The organism is Methylocystis sp. NC52PC, from assembly GCF_055698645.1.
Genome location: NZ_CP170126.1, coordinates 109,546 through 127,222, shown reverse-complemented (window position 1 = coordinate 127,222; position 17,677 = coordinate 109,546). Strand labels below are relative to the sequence as shown.

Genomic DNA, 17,677 nt, shown 5'->3' with positions numbered 1-17,677 from the left:
CGGTTCCGTGGGAGGGGTAGAGGTGATCCCACTGGGACGCTTCGCCCCTACCCGACGGCGTGGAAGATTTCGAGGAGATCACCATTCGCCACTCCAAATACGCGGCCGCACGCTTCGCGCATGAGGCTGCGCCAGCCTTGGCGCGCTTCGCCGATTCATCGCCTCTGCCGTTCATCAACGGCGTCAAGGCGGCGCGGCAACGAATCGTGGCCCGCAACGACGATGATCGCACGGAATTCTTACGCAAGCGGGGTTTCTCGAAAGCCGAGACGGCGAAAATCATCGGCACAGTCCTCGCCGAGGAAGGCCGCAAGCCCGAGAGCGTCTTCGATTTCGTGCAGGGCATTACGGCTGTCGCGCGGGGAAAGGCCCACCAGGACGCGCGCCTTGATTTCGAGGCGCGCGCCAAGAAGCTCTTCGAGCGCGTCGACTGACGATCTAAGTCTTGCAGGGCTTGACGCGCAGCCTGCAGCTGTCGCGGCGGCTCCCTCCCCAACTAAGTGTTTGCGGCGTCGCTCTCAGAGTTAGAGGGCGGCGCTGCGCTTCGTGACGGTGTGGAGGTCGAGAAAGAGGTTCTCGGTCGCCCGTCGCGGAGTCGAAGACCATGACCAAATCGGTGCAGAAGATCCAGTTGAGCGCGTCGCGCGATATTCCCTTCAACAAGCTGGTGCTGTCCCAGTCCAATGTGCGGCGGATCAAGGCCGGTGTCTCGATCGAAGAGCTGGCGGAAGACATCGCTCGCCGCACCCTCTTGCAGAGCATCACCGTGCGGCCGGTCGTCGATGATCACGGCGCCGAGACCGGCATGTTCGAAATCCCCGCGGGCGGGCGCCGCTACCGCGCGCTTGAGCTTCTGGTGAAGCAGAAGCGTCTCGCCCGCAACGCCCTGATCCCTTGCGTCGTGCGGATGGACGGAATCGCCGAGGAAGACAGCCTTGCCGAGAACGTCCAGCGGGCGCCGCTGCATCCGCTCGATCAGTTCCGCGCCTTCCTGACCTTGCGCGAGAAAGGAAATAGCGAGGAGGAGATCGCCGCCGCCTTCTTCGTCAGCGTCGCCGTCGTCAAGCAGCGCCTGAGGCTTGCGTCGGTGTCGCCTCAGCTTCTCGACGTCTATGCCGAGGACGGCATGACCCTCGACCAGCTGATGGCCTTCACGGTCAATCCCGACCATGAGCGCCAGGAGCGGGTCTGGGAGGCGATCCAGCGTTCCTACAACAAGGAAGCCTATCAGATCCGCCGGCTTCTCACCGAGGACACTGTGCGCGCCTCAGACAAGCGGGCGCTCTATGCGGCCGAAGAATACAAGGCCGTCGGCGGTCCTGTCATGCGCGACCTCTTCCAGAGCGACGACGGCGGCTGGCTGCAGGACGTTCCCCTGCTCGAACGGCTTGTCGCCGAGAAGCTGGCGCGCGATGCCGAGCCCATTCGGGGGGAGGGCTGGAAATGGGTCGAGACGGCGATCGACTTCCCTTACGGCCACACCTATGGACTTCGCCATCTTCAGGGCGAGCGCCAGCCTTTGACCGAGGAAGACGCGGCGGCCCGCGAGGCGCTTCGGAGCGAAGCCGAACACTTGGAGGCGGCCTATTCGGAGGCGGAGGAAATCCCGGAGGAGGTCGACGCGCGTCTCGCCGAGATTGAGGCGGCGCTCGAAGCTTTCGAGGATCGCCTGGTTCTCTATGCCCCAGAGGAGATCGCCCGCGCCGGCGTCTTTGTCAGCATCGATGGGAGCGGACGTCTACGGGTCGAGCGCGGCTATGTGCGGCCGGAGGACGAAGCGCCAATCGAAGAATTCGAGACGCCCGAGGGCGAAGCGGGGACCACAGCGACCTACGCCGCGTGTGCGGAGCCCTCGGTCTCGTCTTCTTGCGAACCCGATGACAGCGCAAACGGGCGATCCGCGGTGGACGAGGAGGATGAGGGGATGAGGCCCCTGCCCGACAAATTGCTCACCGAATTGACCGCCTATCGCACCCTGGCCCTGCGCGAGGCGGTCGGCAATGATCCGGCAATCGCATACCTCTCGGCCCTCCACGCCATGTGCCTGCGGCTGTTCTATCGCTATGCCGTGGACACCTGCCTCGAGATTGACGCCAAGAACGTCTCCTTCGGCGCCCAGGCGCCGGGGCTCTCCGACACACCGCTCGCCGCCAAAGTGGACGCCCGCCATCTCGACTGGTCCCGGCAGTTGCCGGCGGAGCCGCAGGACCTGTGGGACGTCTTGACGACCTTCGACGTTGATACGCGCCAGCGTCTGTTCGCGCATTGCGTCTCGTTGACCCTGAACGCCGTGCACGAGCCCTGGAGCCGCCGGCCGCGGGCGATCGCTCATGCCGACCGTCTCGCCTCGACGCTCTCTCTCGACGTCGTAGCGAGGGGCTGGACGCCCACGGTCGACAATTTCCTCGGCCGCGTCACCAGGGCGCGCATCATTCAGGCAGTGCGCGAGGCGAAAGGCGCCGATGTCGCCCGACGGATCGAGACGCTCAAGAAGGGCGAAATGGCGCGCGAGGCGGAAACGCTTCTGACTGGCGCTGGCTGGCTGCCCGAGCCGCTGCGGACCCCGGGCCATGGGTCGCAGGCCGCATTGGAAGGGAGTTCTCTTTCGGCGCCGGAGGAAGCGGCCGCAGTCGAAGAAGGCGCGGCGGCGGAAGGTGACCCCGCCTTCGACGAAATTGTCTCGTCTGATGAGGATGCCGAGCCGGCGCCGGTCGACGACGCTCAAAGCATCGCCGCCGAGTAGACCTCCAAAAGGTCAACTGCGCATGGGCTCGCCAGAAATGGCGGGCCCTTTTTTTGTTGGAGGCGATTCCATGTCGGGTTCAGTTGCGTCGGATTTATCGCGACGCCTTGCGCAGGATGCCGAGGCGGTCTGCCGATACTATTTGTCGAACGGCCGCCGCCATGGCCGTTATTGGATTGTTGGCGACGCCCGCAATACGCCGGGCCGCAGCCTGTTCGTCCGGTTGATGGGTCCGGAGAGCGGCAAGGGCGCCGCCGGGCATTGGACCGATGCGGCCTCGGGCGAATATGGCGACCTCCTTGACGTCATCCGCGAAAGCGTCGGGTTGACTGATTTCTCCGACGTTCTCGACGAAGCGCGGCGATTCCTCAGCCTGCCACGCGCTGATCCACGGCCGAAGCAGAGGCTCGATCGCAGAGAGCGGCCGACAGGCTCTCCGGATTCGGCGCGCCGCCTGTTTGCCATGTCACGGCCGATCGGAGGCACATTGGCGGAGCGCTATTTGCATCATCGGGGGATCGCAACGCCATGGAATCTCGAAAGCCTCCGTTTTCATCCACGCTGCTACTACCGATCCGGGGACGGGTCGGCCCCTGAAACCTGGCCCGCGATGATTGCGGCGGTCACCGACCTCGAGGGCAAGATCACCGGCGTGCATCGCACATGGCTCGACAGGTCGGGGCGCGGCAAGGCGCCGGTCGGCTCCCCACGACGCGCCATGGGCGAGCTTCTCGGCAATGGCGTCCGTTTCGGCGCGCCGCTCGATGTGATGGCGTCTGGCGAAGGGATCGAAACCGTGCTCTCGGTTCGATGTCTTCTGCCCGGCATGCCGATGATCGCGGCGCTTTCTTCCGCGCATCTCGCGGCGATCCTGTTCCCCAGGGGACTGCGCCGCCTCTATGTCCTGCGCGACAACGACTCCGCCGGCGAAAGGGCTTCGGCGAGCCTTATCGACCGCGCGACCGCCGAGGGGATCGAGGCCGTCGTTCTCACCTCCGAATTTGGCGACTTCAACGATGATCTCCGGCGCCTTTGCAAGGCCCGGGTGCAAGCGGCGATCAGAGACCAACTCGCCCCTCAGGACATCAGCCGGTTCATGAGGCCTGCGCGGTGACGTCGCCTTGTGACGCAACGAGCGCCCGATCCCCTGCCTTCACGCGATTGCGTCAATCGCCTTCTTCCCAATTTCTCGGAGCCTGCCGCGTCCCGGCCTTCTGAGAGGGCGACCCTTGCGTCGGACGCGCCGGCATGGACAATGGCTGCAGCCGGCTATTTTCCGTCGCGCCCTGCGGGCGCTTTACATCGCGAGGCAAAATAGCCGGCGCTTCGCCATCCTTCGCTACGCTGCGGCCGGTCGCTGCGCGCCCCGGTGCCAGCCGGTCCCGCCCCGCCGCCTTTTGTCGCCACGAAGGCCGCGAGGGTCGCGGCCGATCCGACGAAGGAGAGCGCCAATGACGACCAATCACGACGATCAAGACATCAGGACAATTCCTGCCGCTTCCTCGACCGAGCGCGTTCTCGCCGAACTTCAACTCTATGGCTATCGCCCCTTCCACGACGAGCCCGACCCCCGGCCGCTGCCCGGCGCCCAAGCGATCACCGGCGCCGTCGCCGACATCTTCGACGCCCTCCTCGCGACGTTGACTGACACGCGCCTCGAGCCCGATCTCGAGGAACTGCTCTGGTCGACGGTCAACCTCTTCCACCGGGCGGTCCTTCGCGTCGAGCGCGACCTCGACGACAATGAGCAGGCGCAGCGGCGCAGCCAAAAGGAACAGGACGGCTCGGAAATCCGCTCGGTGGAGCTGGAGCGCCTGATCTGCGAAGGGCAAACGCTGCTCGAACGCCGCGACAGTTTGGAGCTCTTCCGCGACCAGGCCGCCGACGCCTTCGAGTTGCACACTGGCTCATCCTGGCGCCCCCGCACCGGCTCGAAGGTCACCCATCGCTCCTTGACGGCCGCCATGATCGACAGCCGCGATTTTCTCGCCGCCAAGCGCCGCGTCGACTCCGAGCCACTCCTTCCGGCCGGGCCGCGGATCGCCTTCACCGGCGGGCTCGACTTCAATGACCATCGCGCGATCTGGGATCGCCTCGACAAGGCTCTCGCCAAACATCCCGATATGGTGCTGTTGCATGGCGGGTCGCCCAAGGGAGCGGAACTCATCGCGTCCTGCTGGGCGAATAATCGCAAAGTCACGCAGATTGCGTTCAAGCCAGACTGGACCCGCCACGCCAAGGCGGCCCCCTTCAAACGCAACGATCAGATCTTGGAAACGCTTCCCATCGGGGTCATCGTCTTTCCCGGCTCGGGCGTTTCCGCCAATCTTGCCGACAAGGCGCGCAAGCTCGGGATCCCGGTGTGGAAGTTCGAGGACGGCGGCGCATGAGCGCCGTCTTCTCGTTGCGACCCGGCGGCAAATTTCGCTCGAGGCATGCGACGCTCGATCGCGCCTTGGACATTGACGGATTCAAGCATGGCCATGGCCCAGGGGTATTGAAAGCGCCTTCCGAACGTCGCGATGCTATGCTAAACTATATGATATAGCATTCAGCAGCGGACGCAAGCGCCATGACCTCTCGAAATCTCTTCATCATTTCCGGAAACGTCTCGCAAAATCCCCGTCGTTTCGGCGACAATGCCCCAAAGACCGTCCTCACGGTCGCAGTCGACGATATTTGGACGGATCGCGAGACTGGGGAACGAAAGAAGCGAACGGATTTCCTGACCGCCTATACGTTCAACAAGAAAATTGGCGACTTTGTCTTGGCGCAGGTAAAGCCAGGATATCAGGTCACGATTGACGGCCGCATCCGATCAAACTCTTACGAGAAGGGCGGCGACCGGGTCTATTCGACCGACCTCGAAATCATTCGCATCGATGCGCACCCGCCGCGAGCAGAAGCCGGCGGTGGCATCCCTGAATGACCCGTCGAAGGGTGATTTCCTTGGTTGCGGTTGGCCTTAGTCTGAGCGTCGCTAGGGCTGAGGAAGCAGGCGTCTACACGCCGCAGAGTGCGCTGCAATCGACGCCCATGCGTGTCGAAGTGATCGACGCGACGTCTTTTCGCGACATAGAGACCGGTGCAAAGTACCGGCTTTATGGCGTCGACTCCTGCCTGCCGACGCAGACCGCGAACTTGAATCGTCAATCCTGGCCTTGCGGCGCCGTCGCGATCGCCTGGCTCACGAACGCGACCCTCGGCAAATGGGTGTCCTGCAACGCTTTGCGGGAAACGGCCGACCAGCGGCTATCGCGATGCGCGTCGTCAGAGCATCCGGATCTCGCGGCCGATATGCTGAAAGAAGGCCTCGCGATTGTCTTGCCGATTGCCGAGGGCCAGGAGGTGCGCGCCTACAGCCAGCTGCAGGATCAGGCTCGCAAACAATACAAGGGATTATGGTCCAGCCAATTTATGATGCCCTGGGATTTGAGGGCGAAGCAGGCTGGAGGGTCGGCCTCAAGCCGCTGAGCAAGCGCGGCTTGCCCTCGAGCTCTAAATCGGGTTAAGGTCTTCTATCATACTATATGGTAGAGAGATGCCCGCGCGCGCTGCCCTTCTTATTGCTCCATTGATCTTCGGCGGCCTCGCCGGCTGCGAGGCGCCAAGGGCTCAATACGCTTCTATGGCCGAGGCGACTGCGGGCGACCGACTTCTCACGCCCCGGGAGGTGGTTCCCGGCCGTCTCACATACGCCGACGCGCCGGATGCTTTCGCGCCAGTTCTGGCAAGCCGTGTCGCCTATCCCACCCAGGCCCAGGCTAATTACGCCTTGCAACGCTCCCGGGGGTCCAGCGAGTCGTCCGACGGTGCTCCCTTGGCCCTCATCGGTAGTGATCCCAACGGCTCTGATCGTGGGACCGTTCGCGTCCGGCTCTTCGCCTGTCGCTCCGGCGCCTTGGACAACATCACGGGGCGCATTGTACCGGCTCGCGGAGGCGTCGTGCATTGCGCGACAGATTTCCTCGACGCGCAGGATCGTCGATTGTTCCGCGAAACCGTGAACTTCCTCTATGAGCGCGGCGCATGGCGCATGGCGCAAACGGCGCCGCCCCAAGCCCAGGCGCCGTGGATTGCTCCGGAATCCTCTCCGAAGGATTATTTTTCATGGTCGCCATGGGGACGGCGCACCACGCCTTACTGACGTGGTTCAGGGCGATTCCTCCTGGCTCGGCGACGCGATCGACGTCTTCGGCGCTGGAGGGGCGCAGAAGTTTTCCGGAGCCCGGATGGGGGACGATCGACCGAAGGGGAGCGATGCATCTGGCGCTTGCGGTCGCAATATTGATCTTTCGAGACCGGCGTTGGTGGATCAGAAAATCGACAAGTACGGGTGCGCAGGACCCGGGCTTTTCTGGGGGGCCCAGAAGGCGCAATGCGACGACGCTGGGGCCCGTTTCCTTGTGCGCCATCACAGTGCGACGCGCGTCAGCGTCCGTTCGGCTCGGCCGCACACCCATTCTGAGAAGCGCTTTCCCAGAATTTGCGCCGGCCTTGTCAGGATAGTTTCGAGCAGCAAAGCAAGAACCAAGGTTAAGCCTGCTGCAATGCTTAAAACCAGGATCGCTGGCGCCAGGTCGCCAAGCGCCTGATGGACCCCGGACATAATTGGGAGATGCACGAGATAAACCGAGAAAGATAGCTCGCCAAGTCTTTGGAGCACGCTTCCTTCCTGAGGCTCAGGTCTTTCTTGGATGGCCGAGGCGACGACAAGTCCAAATATGATCGCGACTATGGTGATCGCGGATCCTGAGGCCAAAGCCCCAAAGACGCGCGCGAGAATTGAGGCGGCTACGAGCCAAAAAGCCGCGATGGCCTTGCTAAAGCGCGGCAAGGGCCATTGCCTTGCCAGGCCGAGCGACAGCAGGATGCCCACAGCGAAGCCGTCGAGGCGGAACGTCCACCAGAAGGCGCCCCAGGGGCGTTCGCTCACGGCGCCGGCGGCGAGAGTCGTCATGCAGACCACGGCCATCAGCTTAGGGCTCAGCGCGATCAGAAACGGCGCCGCCAAATAGAAATGCATTTCGCTCGCGAGCGACCAGAAATGCGAGGTGGCCGTCGGTGCGCCACAGCCGGCCTCGCCAGCAAAGCAGGGGGCCCAATAGAAGTTCGCGTAAAACCCCGCGGCCGCTTTCAAATCGTCCGCAGTCTCGCCGAACGAAATTCCGTGCGCCTGAGAGAGTGCGACCAGGACGATCACGGCCCAGGCCGGCAGACCGATCCGGAGAATTCGTCGGCTCCAGAACGCAAGCGCGCCTCGCCAAAAGGCGCCATCTGCCTCCAAGCTTAATCGCCTCGCGCTTTCGGAGGCGGCAAATCCTGAAATGACAAAAAACAAATCGACGCCTACGCCAAGATTTGGAACGCTCAACGCGCGCGCTGCGGCCAGGTCGGGCCCGAAAACGAGTCCAATGTGGGACGCGACGACCGCCAGGATCGCGAGGCCGCGCAGTTCGTCGAGGGCGCGGATCCGCGCCGGAGAGTGATCGAAATCTGGCCCCATGAGCGCCTTGCCTTTGTGCTTCCACTATATAATATAGAGTAGTGGATCAGCCGACAAATCGTTCCGCCTCAAAACGCCGGCGCTCCCTGCCAGCGGCGGCGCTTTGTCTCATCGCGGCGACTGCCCAAGCGCAGGAACTCACGCCAGATCCGGAAAATTGGCGGCCGATCGTCTACCGCGACCTGCAAATTCCGGGGCCCCAAGATCGAATTTATGCCGACCTTTGGGCCGACATCATCCAGAGCAATAACCGCCGCTATCTCGCGGCGGGAGATCGGCGTTTTCTGCTCGGCAATGCGCCAGTGCGCGAAGCGCATGCGCTCGTGCGCGGCGGCGATAAGGTCGCGCTCCTGAGCATTCTCGATACGGCCACCCATTGCGTCGCCGTGGCGAGAGATCCGAGCAGCGACGTTTCGGTAAAGATGTGCCCAATGCGGCTTACTGTTTGGAATGAGACCTCGACGACGCTCAGAGAGGCCAAAGGCTGCTATCTCGAACCCGGCGCTGGGACGCGGAATAGCATGGCCAACGCTCCTTACGCCGCTTCTTACGCATCTTATGATGTCGTCACAAAATCCTTCAGGCTTGGCGTCATCCTGGGGCGCCGTGTCGTGGAGCAGTGCTCGCAAACCGTGCCGCTCTATCCGAAATGAGGCCCCGACGATGAATCGGATCTACGCCGTTTCCTACGCAATCTACTACTGGTCGGAGTGGCTGTTTCTTCTGGCTTTTGCCAGCTTGTTCGTCATTCCGTTCACCTCGCTGGACGCGCGTTTTGCGGCTTGGTGCATCGCGCTCGCGGTCGCGATTGCAAGCCTGGCCGCGGGAGTCATGTCGGAGGCGCTATGCCGAGCCCTGTTGCGCCGGCGCCGCGAGAGGCGAGGATTTTCACAGGAAGAGGCGCGACGGATCGAGTTTCTTGAAGAGAACAGACGCCTCGCGCATGTCGCACAAGAGGCAAGCCGGCTCGCGGCCGACCGCCATCAACAGAGCGTCGAGACGTGGTGGATAAACAACCGCCGGAGCTGAGCGCGTGTCGACGACTGTCTCTGATTCTTCCAGGCGGATACGAGGGGACGATTCAGCCTCTCTTCACGGCGCGGCGCCATAGCGCCCTGCCCGGTGAGAGGCGTCGCAGCCGCCTTGAAGGCTTTCGGAGAGTTCAGAATGGCCAATGTGTGGAATCGTCGAGCAACGCTTGCAATTCTTGGCGCGTCGCTTGGCTGAGTGCACTCCGTTCGCGTCGCGCGAAGACGGAGCACCAGAACAGGGCTTCGTCCGGTTCCTTTTCGTAAACGGCTTTTCCGATCAGGATGGCGATCAGCGCCAATCGGTCGCATTCGTCTGGGCCGAAATGATCGTTCAGAAAACTGACGGTCTCTTCGGCGGATCGCCTCTTCTCTTCGCATTGTTCCATGGGAGAAGAAGCAATCATTTTTGGCCTCCATTCGCCGTCAACACCGGCTCTAAACGATTGACGACCGCAAGGCGTCGAGAGAAACGCCTGTGCGGGCAATCCGCACTCCTGCATCCAGAAAGCCGCCCCGCTGTGGTCTCCTCTGTTCTTGCCGACTTGACGCAGCCTCTTCCAGCCGACAAAGCTTTGCGCCGCCAACATTCGTGCCACGAAGACTCAGCAAGAGTCGCTTGGCTGAAGTAGCTGGCGGGACCGGGGCCATTTTCTGCGCCACTTTGTCGGAAGTTAGGCTCTCTTGCGCGACTTGGTCTTTCGTGTCGCCTTTGCCTTTGAAGCCGAAGCGGGCTTGTCGACGGCGGACGGTTTCGTCTCAGCGGGTCGTTCGACGGGTTTCGAGGCCGGCGGGGTGATTGCGAATTGATCTGCGCCAAATTTTGAGCGCGTCTGACGTCGCGCCTCGACGCTTTGCGTCAGCCGGTCGAGATCGATGTTCTGGCCGGCGAGCCAGGCGCGCATGACCTTCTCGTCAATGCCGAGCATGTCCCAAACCGTGAGGTCCAGCGCTTTGGCGGTCCGTTCGATCGTCCAAAACGTCGGATTGCCGATGCCCTTTTCCAAATTGTAGTAGGCGGCCATCGACATGCCGATCTTGTCGAGGAAGGTTTTGAGGTTGGGATATTCCTTGGCTTTCCGCTGTAAGATAATGGCGAACAAGGCGGTCGCGACAGAATCCCTGTCTTCGCCTTCTTGCTGTTTTGGCATCGCCATAACTGTTTTATCTCCTCTCCCCGAATGACGAACCGTGACGCCTTGCGCCGAGCCCGAAACGAGCGACTCACATTACCGTCAGGCTTTCGCCTAAAATATATCATATTCTTTCCTGGCAGAAGATCATTGAGTTATCCTTTACGCCAAGGCAAAGCCTAGACGGCGCTTTGTCTTCTCACGGCCCTGTCCGGTTAAGGCCTCACAAGCTCGCGGGGCGTTGTGGGGGTCGACCGAAGGCGCACGTCTAAGGCCGTAAGTCCCTGAATTATAAGCCTGAAGATTGCGGATATCGAAAAGTTTGCTCACGCGCCGAAAAGCTGTGAAGGCTCGGCCGCGGCCTGGAACCGCTGCGCTTCTGATACTGCCTACGCAAGCAGGTTGAGCGGCTGTCGATCTCTCTGCTAAAGAATATAGTATAAGAAGCTTCGGTGCCTTATGCTCCGAGCCAGGCCGTTTGCGGGCAAATTTTCAGGAGGCCGATCATGTCGCGACCTTTTCTTTCGAGAGAGGGGGCGTTAGCGCCCACTCATTTCATCGGGGTTCATCGGCGTAAATCGCGCGGCAGCCTGAGATTTTGCGCGTCTTTATGCATCATCTTGTTCGCTCCCTCGGGCAGAGCGCTTGCCGACGACCGCGACCGTTTGGCGCCGGGGCTTTACGTTGCCGCGACGGTTGGATGCGACGGCCTTGGCGGCGGCGGCACGGTCGATTTCGACGGCAAGAATTTCTCGCCGCACTACCAGGCATGCCTCACTCAGGCGCTTGGGCAAAACGCGCGCTATCGTCAGACCTGCATTGAGGGACAGGGAGCAAACTATCCCACGATAGCGGAAATTCAGGGCGATCCTTCCAAGACGATGAAGGACGTGACGATCGCGGTCATCTCGCGAAACGCCTTCTCCATGAATGGTGTTCGATACGACTATTGCGGGGCGAGATGATGCGTCGGGCCGCTCTGCTTCTCCTGCCGCTCGCCTCTACGCTCGCCTTCGCGAGCGACTGTCCCAACGGCGACAATCTTCTCAAAAACAACACGCCACTCAGCCAGTTGTGTTCAAAGGGCTTCGGCCAGTTCTACCCCGGCTCGTTACAGCAGGCGATCGGCAACCAGCCGAACAATGTCGCGATGATCACCGCAGCCGCTGAGCAGCAGGGCGTGCCCGTCGATCTCGCGCTGGCGGTTTCCTATCACGAGTCGGAAGGCTTCAACTCCTGCGCCGGATCCGACACCGGCGTCAAAGGTCCGATGCAGCTCACGCAACGAACCGGAAACAGCCTCGGCTACAACCGTGACATCAACGAACAGAACATCATGGGCGGCATGAAGCTGCTCAAACAATGCGACAACAAGTGCGGCGATACGGCCTTTTCTTGTCTCTCGGCGTGCTACAACGGCTCGCCGCGGCCTGGCGAGCAAGCCGGCTGGGCGAGAGGCGTGCAGAACGCCTACGGAAAGCTCCACAGCGATCCTTCGCTTCTGGCCTCCGCCACGAGCACTTGCTCTTCCTCGGGCTCGAATTCGAGTTGCCCCGACGCCGCAGGCGGCGTGGTGGCGTCCTCGGCCACGCCGAACGCCTCGACGACGTTGCCGAGCCTCGGCGCGCCGCCCGCATTCGCCAGCAGCGACATCGTCGTGGCGCCGACGCAAATCTGAGCGGCGCTCTGGACGGTGCGGGCATCGCATCCGCGCCGTTGCCCGGGGCGGCGCTGAGCTTTTGTGAGTTTGGCCAGCAGAAGTCTCGCCGACGCCTCGCCAACGATTTGTGGCCTTTGACCTTGAACGGAATGGCGGCGTTCAACCCTGCGCCACTTAGGCGCGCCGCAGTCTCCGATTTTTTCAAGCGCTTGGGATTTTCAAGATGCGGCCAGCATCGGCGCGCGCCGTTGCCACGACCATCCCCCGCCGCCAAGGGAGCTGGCGGGTGGCCTTTCTGATTCTACTAAACTATAAACTGTAGTCGCAAGAATCGCATGGAGGGAAGCAGGCCCCAAAAAAGAAAAGCCCGGCGCGAAGGCCGGACCTCTCGAACAGCTCGCTAAAAGGGACGGCAATCCCTTCACAGCCAAACACCAACCGTGTTTGGAATTTTAGCGGGCTTTTCTCATTACGCAAGAGGTTTTGCGCGTTTCGCGCCACGGAAATTCTTTGCCTGCTTTCCGCTCAACGCGCGGAGAGCAAAAGGATGACCCATGCCCAATTGAACGCGACAGGCCGTCGCCGCGATTGCGCGGCGAGCTGGCGTGTCGGCAAGCTTTTTGACGCGCCTCTCTTCGCGGTCTCGCGCAAGGAGCTTTTGAAAGCCGCGCGCAATGCTGTGCGTGCGCTCGCCCTCGACCGCAGCGAACGTCAGTTGGTCGAATGCCTTGCGGTTTGCTTTGGCGAGCAGCAGCTGGCGCATGGCCTGCTATGCTGGCCGTCGAACGCGCAGATCGAGAAGAAAACCGGCATGAGCGAGCGCACGATCCGTCGGACGATCGTAAAGCTTCGCGAGCGCGGTCTGATCGTGATGCGCGACAGCGCCAATGGGAAGCGCTTCCCGATCTCGAACGCCGAAGGCGAGATCGTCGACGCTCGGGGTTTCGATCTGACGCCGCTGCACGCCCGCGCCGCGGAATTTGCGGAGCGCGCTCGCGCCCTCGATATTGAAGATCGTGTGCGCCGGCAGCTCCGCGACGACCTCACGGCCGCCCGCAACGCGCTGTTCGACCTGTGCGCCGAGGATCCGTCCGGCGCCTATGCGGAGATTCTGGCGCGCTCGAAGGGCGTGGCGACACCTTTGAAGGACGCCACGCCAGAAGAATTTGCCGCAGCGATCGAAGCCTATGTTGCGTTGACCGAGCAAGCTCGCGAAATCCGCTATCGGCGCGATCATTCCACTCAAACGCCCCGCTCTGCCGGCCATCCTGGCCCTCACTCAGAGCAAAATCCCAAACCCTGTATCGAAGATTGCAACGCCTCTCGCCTCAACTCCGTAACGCCATTCGACCAGTCCCGCGACTCCGGCAATGAGGCTTATCGAGAAAAGAGGGGCGGCGACGTTCGGCGAAGCGAACGGACGCTGGAGGCGGCCGACCGAGCCATCCCCAAGGACCTCCCGCTCTGGCTCGCCGCCTGCCCTGAGCTATCCGAATGGGGAACAGTCACGACGATCGAGCGCGCTGCGACCCTGGGAGCTCAATTCATTCGGGCCTGCGGCCTCGCTCGCCACGCTTTTGACGCGGCCTCGACGCGTCTCGGAGTCGTCAACGCCGGCCTACTTGCCCTCTTTGTCGTTCAGCGTCATGCCGATGGGGAACAACGCGGCGGCACGCCGATACGCTCTCCGGGAGGGCTATTCGTCATGCTCGCCCGCGAGATTGAGCGTGGCCGCCATCCGCTCGAGAGGGAGCTAGTCGCCATGCGCCGCCGGCGCGAGCGCAATGGGCGCCGATGACAGCATGAGGGGCGCCTCCTCCTAGCCCGCGGCCCTTTTGCGGGCGGTCAGGCGCTTCGGTTGCCGCGTTGCGCGGATGGCTGTGACGATCCTCTTGGGAGGCCGAATCCGAGTATCGCATCGGTCGCGCTGAGCCGTGTTTGGTCCGTGCCCGCGCGGCTAAGATCATTGGTAGATTCAATCGGAGCTCACATTCGTCACGAATTTCGAAACAACGAAAGTGAAGCGTTCCAGCAGCGTCGGACCCATGCCGAGCTTCGATCCCGGTTGCATCACGCGCAGTCACTCGCAGTCATATCGAGGGTCCGTCGCCGAGGCCGCCGGGGCGAACCGATGGCGACGTCGAGCGCTTTCTCCTAAGCTCCAAGACGCCTCCCCTTTCGCTTAAGTCATTTACGCATACGTCCGGCGGGCCGTGCGTCGGCCACTGCCGCCGAACATTTTCCCCTTGCCGCTTGCAGCGGCAATTCCTCGCGCTCGGGCGCAAACGCCCTTTCAAAATCTCCGTCGCCGGGCGTGGCGCGGCGCTTCGCTGGCCCCTCGCCTTCGGCTCGGGCTCTGCCCTGCCCTGTGCCGCCCGTCTTGCGCGACATAAGCGAAGGGGATGGCTCCTTCGCGAATATCAGGAGAAAGACGATGTTCGACTTCGCCCGCTTCCACATCCTCGGCCGCGTCGGCAAGATCAAGACCTTCGAAAAGAACATCCGCGTGTCGATCGCCGCCAACGCCTCCTATAAGAAGGATGGCCAATGGATGGACGAGACGGACTGGAACGAGATCGTGATTTTCGACAAGAACACGCGTCAATACGTGACCGAGAACGTCGAATCCGGCGACTACGTCCGCGCGCAGGGCCGCCTGCGCCAGAACAGCTTCAAGCGCGACGGCGAGACCGTCTATGTGGTCGAGCTGATCTGCGACGAGTTTAGCCGCGCCCCGAAAAAGAAGGCCGCCGAATCTGCGGCCGCGTGAAATGGAGCGCCACCCTACGGGGTGGCCCTCGCCTCTCGCATCGGCGCGCCATCTCGCTTGCAAGGCCGAAAGAATCGTCGTTCGCTCTCTTTAGCGCAGCAGGTCGGTCGCGAGACACTGCGCCATCATAACCTTGGCGTTTTGCCATTCGCTTATCCAGGGCTTAGCATTTCAGACGATCGGCGGGGAAAAAGCTTTACTTTCTTCCAGACGGAGCAAGGCGGGAAACATGTTTGGATTGCTTGCGCTCGTGACGGCTGCAACCTTCTTCGGGGCTGCCTTTTATGTAAGCTTTGCCGAGCAGCCAGCAAGGCTGGGTCTCGATGACCGGGCCGCTCTGGCGCAATGGGGTCCGGCCTACAAGCGCGGCTTTGCTATGCAAGCTTCGCTTGCGATGATTTCCGGCGTGCTCGGTGCCGCCGCGTGGTGGACAACTGGGGTCATGACTTGGGTTTTCGGCGCGATTTTTATCATCGCAAATTGGCCTTATACACTGATCGTGATCATGCCCGTTAATCATCGCCTCGAAGCATCGCTTTCGACCGGGGCGTCTAGCGACACAAGGCTGCTTCTCACGCGTTGGGGCCGCCTCCATGCGGGCAGATCCGTTCTTGGGGCCGTGGCGACGTCGCTATATCTGATTGCCGCCCTGAAAGTCGGCCATAGCACCTGCTAACGAACGCGCGGCGCGAAACTGCGGCGTGTGTCGGGTTCGAACCGTTCTATTTCGAGAATTACCGAAGCTAAGGGTAGGCCGCTCTCTGGACTATGCTTGGCCTGCGGTTTCCTGGGTCGAAGGGGGGAACGATAGCGCCTCTAACCGGTCCCTCACCTCTTGGAAGGATAATATGAGCCGTTGTTGATGGTCCATGATCCAGAAACGAGCAGCCTCGTAGCGGAGTCGATTCCGCGCCGCTTCAAGCGCGGCCTCAATGGTCAAATATTTGTCGTCGACCCTGAAATGCGTCCCATCGGAGATCAACCGTCCTTCCAAATAAAAGCACATGTCAGACCTCCCCGCGGCATTCGAGGCGATTTTCCCGATGGTTGCCCCGATCTTTTTGTTTGTTGGATGAAGATCTTATCGTGAAGCCAACTTCGGGGAGGCTGACAAATCGCCGCAGCTGGCTGGCCCGAGCACATGAACTTTATCACCTCCCATCTTTCATAGTTCGAGCAGCCACCGCACCGAGCGTTGTCGGCCGAATTCCAAGATCACCCTCCGTATGAGAAAACCGCCGGCGACGCCGAGCGCGACCCACACGGCCGTGGGTAGGCGGTCGATCCAGCTTAGAATTGTGACCGTGTGTCCACCGGCGCTCGCTGGCGCTCCGGGCGGCGCGTCAAGCCACAGCGGCAACGCGCAAGCCCGGGCGCCTTGAACGAGATACACGCCTTTTCCACCAGCGCTGCAGTTCTCTCGCAACGACCGGGCTAAATCAGTGTTGGCGCGTATCAAGGAAACCCAGCTCTCCGCGTCGGCGCGCAGAGCCAACGCCTCGACGCCTCGCCGAATCCCAGCCTGGTCAACACGACCGGCAGCATATCCTGAAGCTACGCCGAGAGTCGCCGCAAGACACAGGCCCAGAAAATAATGAAAGCTTCGCCTGCCGTCGCGGCGGTTGCTAATTTCCTGCAGCGCAAGCGTTGCCGCCTGCCGAACTTCGCTCTTGGTCTCTTTGACGCTTTTTGCGATCTCGTCGGCGACGGTTGGCCGCGCGGCCGCAGCCGCCGCAGTCGCCGCAGTCGCCAAGGGAACTAGAGCCTCATTCACCGCATCTTGCATCTTTTGCGGAAAGGCCGCCAGCGCTGTCGGAATATCGCTTGCAGCTTTTTCCAACACGCCGGCAACGGCCAAAAACACGACGGTGGGGTCGTCGGGAGACAATTGCAAATCGCCTATCCGCCGCCACATCGTCTCACGGACCGTGGGATCGACGTTGAGCGCCTCCGCGGCTTTATCGAAGCGGGACTTCGCGCCCGCGTCCATCAGGGGCCTTCCAGCCCAAGCAGCGGGAGGGCCGGCGCAATCATCGCCGCGAAATCACGCTGAAACTTCGCGACATGCGCCTGTTCGGTAATCGTCAGCAAGCCGACCGCTTGCGCGTGCGAGAAGCGAATGTTTTCGGCGTCTAATTTGGCGAAGGTGCCGCTCTGCAGCGAGGGGAACTCAATTTCGAACCCGCCTTCCTGCAGCAGGCGACGCCGCGTGCCGCCGCCCTTGCTCTCGCCCTTAGCGTCGCGGAACCCGAACCAGAAGGGAAAGTCGCCTGGCGGCTTGCCGTGCTTCAGATTGACGACGGCGACATGGTCGACGCTCGCGCCGGTGAGATCAAGCCAGCGGGCGACGGATTGCGCGGAACCGATGTCGGGCGAGATCACGTGGAACACCGTCAGCCGACAGCCGTGCGTCGCGAAGGCGTCGAGCAGGCCGGAGAGCCCCTCGCCGTCGTCGACGATCTTCGTTAGGTCGGCGAGCAGTCCGCCGGCGAGGTCATGGATGTAAAGCGGATCGTTCGAGGCGATCGAGTCGAGCAGAATGTTGCGCTCGTTGTCGCTGCGGCCATTGTAGAAGCCGATCCCGACTGCGGGATCCTGGGTCTTGGACAGGGACCCTTCAGTCTCTCGCGTCCCAAGCACGCGGATGGTTGCGCCGATCGAGCCATCCGCGTCGAAGGCAAGGACGCGCTCTCCCTGCGTCCGCAGCCAGTCCACCAAAGCGCGGGTGAATACGGACTTGCCGACACCGCCTTTTTCGTTGGCGATCAACGCCACCCGTCGCTTGCCGTTCGACGCCATTCCTGCCTCCAGAGCTCCATTCTCCTAAACTATATAGA

The 17,677-nt window shown here is 62.1% G+C and carries 18 protein-coding genes and 1 pseudogene; 14 read left to right on the top strand and 5 right to left on the bottom strand.

All coding sequences use genetic code 11. The annotated features are described in order from the left end of the window. Positions 1-56: 56 nt before the first annotated feature. The 7 genes and pseudogenes from ACETII_RS01500 to ACETII_RS01470 all read left to right on the top strand — a co-directional run. Positions 57-434, top strand: a pseudogene (locus tag ACETII_RS01500) (hypothetical protein); the annotation flags it as partial. Positions 435-604: 170 nt separating this feature from the next. After that, positions 605-2,743: a ParB/RepB/Spo0J family partition protein gene (locus ACETII_RS01495; protein ID WP_472785465.1), complete on the top strand. Its 2,139-nt coding sequence runs from the start codon at positions 605-607 to the stop codon at positions 2,741-2,743. Between the two features lie 70 nt (positions 2,744-2,813). Then, complete coding sequence (locus tag ACETII_RS01490; RefSeq protein ID WP_472785464.1) at positions 2,814-3,857, top strand: DUF7146 domain-containing protein; 1,044 nt, start codon at positions 2,814-2,816, stop codon at positions 3,855-3,857. A gap of 337 nt (positions 3,858-4,194) precedes the next feature. Then, positions 4,195-5,133 (top strand): DUF2493 domain-containing protein, encoded by a 939-nt coding sequence (locus ACETII_RS01485; protein ID WP_472785463.1) that lies wholly within the window; start codon positions 4,195-4,197, stop codon positions 5,131-5,133. 182 nt (positions 5,134-5,315) lie between these two features. Continuing rightward, positions 5,316-5,672: a single-stranded DNA-binding protein gene (locus ACETII_RS01480; RefSeq protein WP_472785462.1), complete on the top strand. Its 357-nt coding sequence runs from the start codon at positions 5,316-5,318 to the stop codon at positions 5,670-5,672. Positions 5,673-5,779: 107 nt separating this feature from the next. After that, a complete protein-coding gene (locus tag ACETII_RS01475) occupies positions 5,780-6,217 on the top strand; it encodes a thermonuclease family protein (RefSeq protein WP_472785461.1) in 438 nt (145 codons plus the stop codon). Positions 6,218-6,689: 472 nt separating this feature from the next. Beyond that, positions 6,690-6,890, top strand: coding sequence for a hypothetical protein (locus tag ACETII_RS01470; protein ID WP_472785460.1), 201 nt, complete (start codon positions 6,690-6,692; stop codon positions 6,888-6,890). A 267-nt stretch (positions 6,891-7,157) separates the two neighbouring features. Here ACETII_RS01470 and ACETII_RS01465 read toward each other — a convergent pair whose 3' ends face one another. After that, positions 7,158-8,249, bottom strand: coding sequence for an acyltransferase family protein (locus ACETII_RS01465; protein WP_472785459.1), 1,092 nt, complete (start codon positions 8,247-8,249; stop codon positions 7,158-7,160). A gap of 41 nt (positions 8,250-8,290) precedes the next feature. Between ACETII_RS01465 and ACETII_RS01460 the strand changes: the two genes are divergently transcribed. Next, positions 8,291-8,902 carry a hypothetical protein gene (locus ACETII_RS01460; protein WP_472785458.1) on the top strand — a complete coding sequence of 204 codons (612 nt, stop codon included), beginning with the start codon at positions 8,291-8,293 and terminating at the stop codon, positions 8,900-8,902. A gap of 10 nt (positions 8,903-8,912) precedes the next feature. Continuing rightward, on the top strand, positions 8,913-9,278 hold the full coding sequence (locus ACETII_RS01455) for a hypothetical protein (protein ID WP_472785457.1): 366 nt from the start codon (positions 8,913-8,915) through the stop codon (positions 9,276-9,278). Between the two features lie 133 nt (positions 9,279-9,411). Here the strand turns inward: ACETII_RS01455 and ACETII_RS01450 are convergent, their stop codons facing one another. After that, positions 9,412-9,867 carry a hypothetical protein gene (locus tag ACETII_RS01450; protein WP_472785456.1) on the bottom strand — a complete coding sequence of 152 codons (456 nt, stop codon included), beginning with the start codon at positions 9,865-9,867 and terminating at the stop codon, positions 9,412-9,414. 84 nt (positions 9,868-9,951) lie between these two features. Beyond that, positions 9,952-10,434 (bottom strand): hypothetical protein, encoded by a 483-nt coding sequence (locus ACETII_RS01445; protein WP_472785455.1) that lies wholly within the window; start codon positions 10,432-10,434, stop codon positions 9,952-9,954. Between the two features lie 641 nt (positions 10,435-11,075). Here ACETII_RS01445 and ACETII_RS01440 point away from each other — a divergent pair. The 5 genes from ACETII_RS01440 to ACETII_RS01420 all read left to right on the top strand — a co-directional run bounded on the left by ACETII_RS01440 (position 11,076) and on the right by ACETII_RS01420 (position 15,516). Further along, entirely contained in the window at positions 11,076-11,375 is a 300-nt protein-coding gene (locus tag ACETII_RS01440; RefSeq protein WP_472785454.1) for a hypothetical protein, read from the top strand. After that, positions 11,372-12,088, top strand: a complete 717-nt coding sequence (locus ACETII_RS01435; protein WP_472785453.1) for a transglycosylase SLT domain-containing protein — start codon at positions 11,372-11,374, stop codon at positions 12,086-12,088. Before ACETII_RS01440 ends, ACETII_RS01435 begins: the two co-directional genes overlap by 4 nt. A gap of 529 nt (positions 12,089-12,617) precedes the next feature. Further along, entirely contained in the window at positions 12,618-13,868 is a 1,251-nt protein-coding gene (gene repC, locus ACETII_RS01430; protein ID WP_472785452.1) for a plasmid replication protein RepC, read from the top strand. Between the two features lie 636 nt (positions 13,869-14,504). After that, entirely contained in the window at positions 14,505-14,840 is a 336-nt protein-coding gene (locus ACETII_RS01425; RefSeq protein ID WP_472785451.1) for a single-stranded DNA-binding protein, read from the top strand. 229 nt (positions 14,841-15,069) lie between these two features. After that, complete coding sequence (locus ACETII_RS01420) at positions 15,070-15,516, top strand: anthrone oxygenase family protein (protein WP_472785450.1); 447 nt, start codon at positions 15,070-15,072, stop codon at positions 15,514-15,516. 489 nt (positions 15,517-16,005) lie between these two features. Here the strand turns inward: ACETII_RS01420 and ACETII_RS01415 are convergent, their stop codons facing one another. Both ACETII_RS01415 and ACETII_RS01410 read right to left on the bottom strand, forming a co-directional pair. Then, positions 16,006-16,830: a hypothetical protein gene (locus ACETII_RS01415; protein WP_472785449.1), complete on the bottom strand. Its 825-nt coding sequence runs from the start codon at positions 16,828-16,830 to the stop codon at positions 16,006-16,008. Then, positions 16,830-17,639, bottom strand: coding sequence for a nucleotide-binding protein (locus ACETII_RS01410; RefSeq protein WP_472785448.1), 810 nt, complete (start codon positions 17,637-17,639; stop codon positions 16,830-16,832). Before ACETII_RS01410 ends, ACETII_RS01415 begins: the two co-directional genes overlap by 1 nt. Positions 17,640-17,677: the final 38 nt, after the last annotated feature.